Source organism: Serratia sp. A07 (assembly GCF_058725505.1).
This window is the reverse complement of the sequence record NZ_JBZXDO010000063.1, coordinates 1-9712: the sequence shown is the minus strand read 5'-3', so window position 1 is coordinate 9712 and position 9712 is coordinate 1. Positions and strand designations below refer to the sequence as shown.

Genomic DNA, 9712 nt, shown 5'->3' with positions numbered 1-9712 from the left:
AATGCCTACCAACAAGGTGCCTTTGAGTATCTTCCCAAGCCTTTTGATGTCGATGAAACCCTCACCTTAGTCGAACGCGCCATCGCTCATGGTCAAGAGCAGCGTAAGACATCTCATCGTCCCAGTGAGAACTATTCTGCCCCTGAAATCATTGGCGAAGCACCGGCTATGCAAGAAGTGTTTCGCGCAATTGGTCGCTTATCTCGCTCTTCGATTTCGGTATTGATCAACGGTGAATCGGGAACCGGTAAAGAATTGGTCGCTCATGCTCTGCATAGACACAGCCCTCGTGCCCAAAAGCCGTTTATTGCCCTCAACATGGCGGCGATTCCCAAAGATCTCATCGAATCTGAACTGTTTGGCCACGAAAAAGGCGCGTTTACTGGTGCTAATACCGTGCGTCAAGGTCGCTTCGAACAAGCCAATGGCGGCACTTTATTTCTTGATGAAATTGGCGATATGCCGCTCGATATTCAAACTCGGTTATTGCGCGTGTTGGCGGATGGTCAGTTTTATCGCGTTGGCGGTCATGTCGCGATAAAAGTCGATGTGCGAATCGTCGCAGCCACTCACCAAAATCTTGAAAAACTGGTTCATCAAGGCAAATTTCGTGAAGACTTATTCCATCGTCTGAACGTTATTCGCATCCATATCCCGTCACTGCGTGAACGTCGACAAGATATTGAAAAGCTCACTAAGCACTTTTTAGCGCTGGCAGCCAAAGAGCTCGGAGTGGAGATGAAAACGCTCAACCCGCGCACCGTGGATATTCTGACCAAGCTCGATTGGCCGGGTAACGTACGCCAACTCGAAAACATGTGTCGCTGGCTCACGGTGATGGCAAGTGGAAGTGAAGTGCTGCCAAGTGATCTTCCTTCCGAATTATTATCAGAAAGGAAAGCCAGCCATTTTGATAATGATATAAGTTGGCAGAAACAGTTAGAAACATGGGCAAAATCTGCACTGGCCTCCGGTGAAACCGAGTTGCTTGCCTACGCACTCCCAGAATTTGAACGTATACTTTTAGAAGCGGCACTTCACTACACCAATGGACATAAACAAGAAGCCGCCAAAGTATTGGGCTGGGGACGGAATACGCTAACACGTAAACTCAAAGAGTTATATTAAGTGTCAGCTTAACGGCCAACCCAACTTTATTGCACAGGAAGTGAGATTAGAGAAGGGTATGCCTTTAAAACGCCAAATTCGCTTAAAAACCGCCATCATACTGCCGTTTGTCTTGACCTTTCTGTTCATGATTTTGGCAATGGCGGCGGTGCAAACCTATCGTTATGAGCAAACGGTAAAAGAGCTCAGCTCTAAGAAGTTATCTTATCTGACGGATAGCATCTCACAACGCTTGTCGGACTTTCTTAATCGCCCTTTTTTTGCCAATCAGATGATTGCCTATAACGTAGGCTTTCACCATCTTTATCAGCTCAATGACGTAAGTCGAATTGAAGACTTCATTCGTGCGGCAGCCAATCCCATAGGTAACAATATCCAGCAAATCGACGTGGTCGGTTTTGGTGGAGTGAATGGTGAATATGTAGGACTGCGTCGAGATGCACCAGAGCAATACAGCTTAATGCTCAAAGATGCACGCACTGACGATAAACTGGTAATTTATCAAACGGCTGTGATGAATGAACAATTGCGTACGGTGATTGATAACTACGATCCTCGCGTGCGGCCTTGGTTTGCCCCCGTCGCGCAGAAGCCATCACCACAATGGTCTTCGGTTTATACCAATATGGATGAGAAGCAAGAGATCACTCTCTCCGCACTCAGCCCGGTTTTTCAGGATAAAAGCTTTATTGGCGTCATGGTTTCTGATGTCAAACTCAATACGTTCAACCAGTTTCTCTCCGAACTCAAACAACGTATGAATGCTGACGTTTATGTGATGGACAAACAGCACCGCCTGATTGCCCATTCCGGTGAGGGTAGCGTAGTTTCTTGGGGGACACCGTTAAGCCCGAAAGGTGAAAGACTGTTCGCTAGCGAGAATCGTAACCCCATCATTCGTAGCAGCGCCGAACAACTTGATCTGCAAGGCCTAAATGTGGGTACTTTTACTACCTACGTCAATCAACAGCGCTATTTCAATCAAGCCTCAGCCTTTACCGATCAATATGGCCTCACTTGGTATATCAGTGTTTCCATCGCGGAAGGGGATCTCCTAGGCAGCTTACCTGAAAATCAAAAAACCAGTTGGGCTATAGGATTATTAGTGAGCTTAGTGGGTTTAGGGCTCGGCTTAATGGCATTAAACCGCGTCGCCAACCCGATCATTTCTACCGCCTCGGCAGCAAGACAACTTGCCAATGGTGACTGGACAGCTAGCATGCCTAAGCCCGGTAAAATCTATGAGACCAGCTTGCTTGTCCAAGCCTTTATTGAGATGACCAATAGCCTCAAAGCCTCATTCAAAGCGCTACGCTCACAGTTGGTCTACGATTCTCTGACCCAACTTCTTAGCCGAGAGGGGTTAGTTGAGCATTGTCATCAAATCCCGCAACTCAACGGGGGCCTTATCCTGATTGGGATTGATAAATTTCGCGATATTAACGACAGCTTAGGTCACCATCAGGCCGATCAACTGCTGGTTGCTATTGCTCAAAGACTGAAAGTAACCTTTCCCGAGCCCGCTCTGATTGCTCGGATTGGTGGCGATGAATTTGCTATCTACCTACCCGATGTGAATCAGCAAGATGATTTAAAAAGTGTGGCTACCGATATTCTCAAGCTGTTTGCCTCTCCATTTAGCATGCCAAGCGACAATATTGCTGTGAATGTGTCGATCGGAATTGTGTACCTTGAAGAACCGAATATGACCGTTTGGCTGCGTAATGGTAGCATCGCCCTCAGTAACGCAAAGGCAGAACATACGCATATCAGTTTTTACTCACCAGAGATGGCGAATGCTTCACGTAAAAGAATGCTCATGGTCACGCAGATAAAACTGGCGCTCGATAATCAAGAGTTCGTTCCCTTCTATCAGCCGATCGTCGATTTAAATAGTGGAGAAGTATTAGGCGCAGAAGCGCTTGCTCGTTGGATTTCCCCTGAATTCGGTTTGATCCCACCAATGGATTTTATTCCGATTGCTGAAGAGAGCGGATTGATCAATGCGATTGGCGAGCAGATCTTACGTCAAGCCTGTGCTGATACCGTTCGTGGTATTGCAGAAAATAAATGGCCATCGACATTCCATATGCATGTCAATCTATCGGTTAATCAACTCTCTCATCCCGATTTTATCGCTCAGTTACACAGCGTATTAGACGAATCCGGCCTACAGCCTGCCAACCTGACACTCGAAATCACCGAATCACGTATTGTCGATAATGACCCCGTCATCTTGCACAATATGCTTGAGTTGAAAAAAGCAAGAATACACATTGCAATCGATGATTTTGGTACAGGCTATAGTTCTCTCGCCTACTTACACAAACTTCCCTTCGATTGCCTAAAAATTGATAGAGAATTTGTCTCTCAACTCAATGCATACAATATTGAAAACAGCGTGGTAGCCGCGATCGTTAACATGACTCGCGGTTTTAAAGTCGAGCTGGTCGCTGAAGGCATAGAGACTCAAGAGCAGGTGGATTTGCTGAACCAACTCGGTTGCCCTCGCGGGCAAGGCTTCTTATTCAGTAAACCAATGGCTTATCAGGATTGGCCAACAGATCTGGTTAACATGAAGCAAAGTTAAACAAAATAAGTCCTTTTCTTTCTTTTGCTTAGCTGACAGCCCGTGGATTGGTTTTTATACTTAACGGCAAATACTGATAAGGACAACAATAATGATAACTTCATCACTCCCTTTAACGGATTTGCACCGTCATCTTGATGGAAATATCCGCACCCAAACTATTTTGGAATTAGGACAAAAATTTGGCGTTAAGCTACCCGCAAACACGTTAGAAACTCTTACCCCTTATGTACAAATTGTCGAAGCAGAACCCTCTCTGGTTGCCTTCTTATCCAAACTAGACTGGGGCGTAGCGGTACTAGGCGATCTTGATGCTTGCCGTCGTGTTGCCTACGAGAACGTCGAAGATGCGCTTAACGCCCGTATTGACTATGCCGAGCTACGTTTCTCTCCTTATTACATGGCCATGAAACACAGCTTACCTGTTGCAGGAGTGGTAGAAGCTGTTGTCGATGGAGTCCGCACTGGTGTGCGTGATTTTGGCATTCAAGCCAACCTTATTGGCATTATGAGCCGCACCTTTGGTACCGATGCTTGCCAACAAGAGCTCGACGCCATCCTAAGCCAGAAAAATCACATTGTGGCAGTCGATCTCGCAGGTGATGAATTGGGGCAACCCGGTGACCGCTTTATCCAACATTTTAAACAAGTCAGGGATGCAGGGTTGCATGTGACAGTTCACGCAGGTGAAGCGGCAGGGCCAGAAAGCATGTGGCAAGCGATCAGAGATCTGGGCGCTACAAGGATTGGTCATGGCGTCAAAGCCATCCATGATCCAAAACTGATGGACTATCTCGCCCAGCACCGGATCGGTATCGAATCATGCCTGACTTCCAACCTGCAGACGAGCACGGTGGATAGCCTAGCCACACATCCTCTTAAGCGTTTCTTAGAGCATGGTATTTTAGCCTGCATTAACACCGACGATCCTGCTGTAGAAGGAATTGAACTACCTTACGAATATGAAATCGCAGCGCCTCAAGCAGGCTTAAGCCAAGAGCAGATACGCCAAGCTCAGCTCAACGGTTTAGAGTTAGCCTTCCTCTCTGATTCAGAGAAAAAAGCGCTCCTCGCCAAAGCGGCACTACGCGGTTAATCAATCACATAACACTATCCGAGCCGATGCCAAAGCATCGGCTTTTTTATTGCTCGATGTAGGTATACAACAAGGCGATAAACTAGATCTATTAAACAGAGAATCAGCAGTTTGGCAGTTTGGGATGATTGAACATCGTAGAGGATGAGTACTGGGATAGGCGATAAGCGGTGATTAAAATCTGGCGTTCAATGATTTCCAGAAAGCAAAAAACCCAGTCCTAAGACTGGGTTTCGTAATAAGTGGCGGAGCGGACGGGACTCGAACCCGCGACCCCCGGCGTGACAGGCCGGTATTCTAACCGACTGAACTACCGCTCCGCTGTCTGGTTAGACAAAATTAAAAGCCTGGCGATGTTCTACTCTCACATGGGGAAACCCCACACTACCATCGACGCTGTTTCGTTTCACTTCTGAGTTCGGGATGGAGTCAGGTGGGTCCAAAACGCTATGGTCGCCAAGCAAATTCTGTTTTTGATTTCACTTTTTCTTAAAAAGTGATAACCAACAATTCTGGAAAGCTGTCTTCATTCTCTCAACACATTCTTATGCGCTTAACTTTGAGTCCACTACAAAACCCCTTGGGTGTTGTATGGTTAAGCCTCACGGGCAATTAGTACAGGTTAGCTCAACGCCTCACAACGCTTACACACCCTGCCTATCAACGTTCTAGTCTCGAACAACCCTTTAGGATACTTAAAGTATCAGGGAAGACTCATCTCAGGGCTCGCTTCGCGCTTAGATGCTTTCAGCGCTTATCAATTCCGAACTTAGCTACCGGGCAATGCGTCTGGCGACACAACCCGAACACCAGAGGTTCGTCCACTCCGGTCCTCTCGTACTAGGAGCAGCCCCCTTCAATCTTCCAACGCCCACGGCAGATAGGGACCGAACTGTCTCACGACGTTCTAAACCCAGCTCGCGTACCACTTTAAATGGCGAACAGCCATACCCTTGGGACCTACTTCAGCCCCAGGATGTGATGAGCCGACATCGAGGTGCCAAACACCGCCGTCGATATGAACTCTTGGGCGGTATCAGCCTGTTATCCCCGGAGTACCTTTTATCCGTTGAGCGATGGCCCTTCCATACAGAACCACCGGATCACTATGACCTGCTTTCGCACCTGCTCGAACCGTCATTCTCGCAGTTAAGCGGGCTTATGCCATTGCACTAACCTCACGATGTCCAACCGTGATTAGCCCACCTTCGTGCTCCTCCGTTACTCTTTGGGAGGAGACCGCCCCAGTCAAACTACCCACCAGGCACTGTCCTCACCCCAGATAATGGGGCTAAGTTAGAACATCAAACATACAAGGGTGGTATTTCAAGGACGGCTCCAACGCAACTGGCGTCACGTCTTCATAGCCTCCCACCTATCCTACACATGTAGGTTCAATGTTCAGTGCCAAGCTGTAGTAAAGGTTCACGGGGTCTTTCCGTCTAGCCGCGGGTACACTGCATCTTCACAGCGATTTCAATTTCACTGAGTCTCGGGTGGAGACAGCGTGGCCATCATTACGCCATTCGTGCAGGTCGGAACTTACCCGACAAGGAATTTCGCTACCTTAGGACCGTTATAGTTACGGCCGCCGTTTACCGGGGCTTCGATCAAGAGCTTCGCTTGCGCTAACCCCATCAATTAACCTTCCGGCACCGGGCAGGCGTCACACCGTATACGTCATCTTGCGATTTTGCACAGTGCTGTGTTTTTAATAAACAGTTGCAGCCACCTGGTATCTGCGACTCTCGTCAGCTCCATCCGCGAGGGACTTCACCATCAAGAGCGTACCTTCTCCCGAAGTTACGGTACCATTTTGCCTAGTTCCTTCACCCGAGTTCTCTCAAGCGCCTTGGTATTCTCTACCCGACCACCTGTGTCGGTTTGGGGTACGATTCCTGACTATCTGAAGCTTAGAGGCTTTTCCTGGAAGCATGGCATCAATGACTTCACTGCCGTAGCAGCTCGACGTCGTGTCTCAGCCTTAGAGAGAGCCGGATTTACCTAACTCTCAAGCCTACGCACTTGAACCAGGACAACCGTCGCCTGGCCCACCTAGCCTTCTCCGTCCCCCCATCGCAATAGTCAGAAGTACGGGAATATTAACCCGTTTCCCATCGATTACGCCTTTCGGCCTCACCTTAGGGGTCGACTCACCCTGCCCCGATTAACGTTGGACAGGAACCCTTGGTCTTCCGGCGAGGAGGTTTTTCACCCCCTTTGTCGTTACTCATGTCAGCATTCGCACTTCTGATACCTCCAGCAAACCTTACGATTCACCTTCAACGGCTTACAGAACGCTCCCCTACCCAATATCTAAAAGATATTGCCGCAGCTTCGGTGTATTGCTTAGCCCCGTTACATCTTCCGCGCAGGCCGACTCGACTAGTGAGCTATTACGCTTTCTTTAAATGATGGCTGCTTCTAAGCCAACATCCTAGCTGTCTGAGCCTTCCCACATCGTTTCCCACTTAGCAATACTTTGGGACCTTAGCTGGCGGTCTGGGTTGTTTCCCTCTCCACGACGGACGTTAGCACCCGCCGTGTGTCTCCCGGATAGTACTTACTGGTATTCGGAGTTTGCAAAGGGTTGGTAAGTCGGGATGACCCCCTAGCCTTAACAGTGCTCTACCCCCAGTAGTATTCGTCCGAGGCGCTACCTAAATAGCTTTCGGGGAGAACCAGCTATCTCCGAGTTTGATTGGCCTTTCACCCCTAGCCACAAGTCATCCGCTAATTTTTCAACATTAGTCGGTTCGGTCCTCCAGTTGATGTTACTCAACCTTCAACCTGCCCATGGCTAGATCACCCGGTTTCGGGTCTATATCCAGAGACTGAGCGCCCAGTTAAGACTCGCTTTCGCTACGGCTCCCCTATACGGTTAACCTTGCCACTGAATATAAGTCGCTGACCCATTATACAAAAGGTACGCAGTCACACCACGAAGGTGCTCCTACTGCTTGTACGTACACGGTTTCAGGTTCTATTTCACTCCCCTCGCCGGGGTTCTTTTCGCCTTTCCCTCACGGTACTGGTTCACTATCGGTCAGTCAGGAGTATTTAGCCTTGGAGGATGGTCCCCCCATATTCAGACAGGATGTCACGTGTCCCGCCCTACTCGATTTCACGCTCGATGAAGCGTCGGTTACGGGGCTATCACCCTGTATCGCCAAGCTTTCCAGCTTGTTCACCTACTTCACCGAGCGCTTAAGGGCTAATCCAGGTTCGCTCGCCGCTACTACCGGAATCTCGGTTGATTTCTTCTCCTCGGGGTACTTAGATGTTTCAGTTCCCCCGGTTTGCTCTGTTAACCTATGTATTCAGTTAACAGTAACTGCTTATGCAGTTGGGTTTCCCCATTCGGAAATCGCAGACTCAAACGGCTCTTACTGCCTTATCTGCGCTTATCGCAAGTTAGTACGTCCTTCATCGCCTCTGACTGCCCAGGCATCCACCGTGTACGCTTAGTCACTTAACCATACAACCCGAAGGAGTTTCGGGTTGTTGTTTAAACAACCTAAGTTGTCTCGCGTTTAATTTACATGAGTGCGAGACAGATTTTGCCGGACTCAAATTTGAACAAGACCGAAGTCTTATTCGATACCAAGCACACTTGAATGTGTTGTTGGTGTTTATCTTTCGATAAACATTGAGAACTTTACAAACAACAATAATTTGTTGTTTTGTCAGCTTTCCAAATTGTTAAAGAGCAAGATTTTCTGATGAAAACCATTTTTAAACATTCTCAGCGAAAACGCTTAAAGATGGTGGAGTTATGCGGGATCGAACCGCAGACCTCCTGCGTGCAAGGCAGGCGCTCTCCCAGCTGAGCTATAACCCCATCGTTAGTGGTGGGTCTGAGTGGACTCGAACCACCGACCTTACGCTTATCAGGCGTACGCTCTAACCACCTGAGCTACAGACCCACTTAATGCTCAAATCTAAACCGAATCAATCTGTGTGGACACTCATCACGATAACCATCGTGTAAGGAGGTGATCCAGCGCCAGGTTCCCCTAGCGCTACCTTGTTACGACTTCACCCCAGTCATGAACCACAAAGTGGCAAGCGTCCTCCCGAAGGTTAAACTACCTGCTTCTTTTGCAGCCCACTCCCATGGTGTGACGGGCGGTGTGTACAAGGCCCGGGAACGTATTCACCGCAACATTCTGATTTGCGATTACTAGCGATTCCGACTTCATGGAGTCGAGTTGCAGACTCCAATCCGGACTACGACGTACTTTGTGAGATTCGCTCCACCTCGCGGTATCGCTGCCCTCTGTATACGCCATTGTAGCACGTGTGTAGCCCTACTCGTAAGGGCCATGATGACTTGACGTCGTCCCCACCTTCCTCCGGTTTATCACCGGCAGTCTCCCTGGAGTTCCCACCATTACGTGCTGGCAAACAAGGATAAGGGTTGCGCTCGTTGCGGGACTTAACCCAACATTTCACAACACGAGCTGACGACAGCCATGCAGCACCTGTCTCAGAGTTCCCGAAGGCACCAATCCATCTCTGGAAAGTTCTCTGGATGTCAAGAGTAGGTAAGGTTCTTCGCGTTGCATCGAATTAAACCACATGCTCCACCGCTTGTGCGGGCCCCCGTCAATTCATTTGAGTTTTAATCTTGCGACCGTACTCCCCAGGCGGTCTACTTAACGCGTTAGCTCCGAAAGCCACGACTCTAGGTCACAACCTCCAAGTAGACATCGTTTACGGCGTGGACTACCAGGGTATCTAATCCTGTTTGCTCCCCACGCTTTCGCATCTGAGTGTCAGTATCTGTCCAGGGGGCCGCCTTCGCCACCGGTATTCCTTCAGATCTCTACGCATTTCACCGCTACACCTGGAATTCTACCCCCCTCTACGAGACTCTAGCTTGCCAGTTTCAAATG

General features: G+C 48.8%; 3 protein-coding genes, 3 tRNA genes and 3 rRNA genes. 3 read left to right on the top strand and 6 right to left on the bottom strand.

The annotated features are described in order from the left end of the window. The 3 genes from ntrC to add all read left to right on the top strand — a co-directional run. Positions 1–1128, top strand: a 1128-nt coding sequence (gene ntrC / locus AC4PR2_RS26605) for a nitrogen regulation protein NR(I) (protein ID WP_492175743.1), incomplete at its 5' end; no start/stop codon positions are given. Between the two features lie 58 nt (positions 1129–1186). After that, positions 1187–3718, top strand: coding sequence for a phosphodiesterase GepA (gepA, locus tag AC4PR2_RS26600; RefSeq protein ID WP_185841319.1), 2532 nt, complete (start codon positions 1187–1189; stop codon positions 3716–3718). Between the two features lie 91 nt (positions 3719–3809). Continuing rightward, positions 3810–4814 (top strand): adenosine deaminase, encoded by a 1005-nt coding sequence (gene add, locus AC4PR2_RS26595; protein ID WP_088131603.1) that lies wholly within the window; start codon positions 3810–3812, stop codon positions 4812–4814. Positions 4815–5057: 243 nt separating this feature from the next. On the opposite strand, the gene AC4PR2_RS26590 is transcribed toward add, so the two are convergent. The 6 genes from AC4PR2_RS26590 to AC4PR2_RS26565 form a co-directional block, all read right to left on the bottom strand. Further along, positions 5058–5134, bottom strand: a tRNA-Asp gene (locus tag AC4PR2_RS26590). 25 nt (positions 5135–5159) lie between these two features. Next, positions 5160–5275: ribosomal RNA gene (gene rrf / locus AC4PR2_RS26585) — 5S ribosomal RNA — on the bottom strand. Positions 5276–5405: 130 nt separating this feature from the next. Beyond that, positions 5406–8292, bottom strand: a 23S ribosomal RNA gene (locus AC4PR2_RS26580). A gap of 287 nt (positions 8293–8579) precedes the next feature. Beyond that, positions 8580–8655, bottom strand: a tRNA-Ala gene (locus AC4PR2_RS26575). An 8-nt stretch (positions 8656–8663) separates the two neighbouring features. Then, positions 8664–8740, bottom strand: a tRNA-Ile gene (locus tag AC4PR2_RS26570). A gap of 62 nt (positions 8741–8802) precedes the next feature. Continuing rightward, a 16S ribosomal RNA gene (locus AC4PR2_RS26565) occupies positions 8803–9712 on the bottom strand; the annotation flags it as partial.

Excerpts from the sequence above, each read along its gene's own strand:
- add (WP_088131603.1), top strand. The coding sequence starts at position 3,810 with ATGATAACTTCATCACTCCCTTTAACGGATTTGCACCGTCATCTTGAT.
- gepA (WP_185841319.1), top strand. The coding sequence starts at position 1,187 with ATGCCTTTAAAACGCCAAATTCGCTTAAAAACCGCCATCATACTGCCG.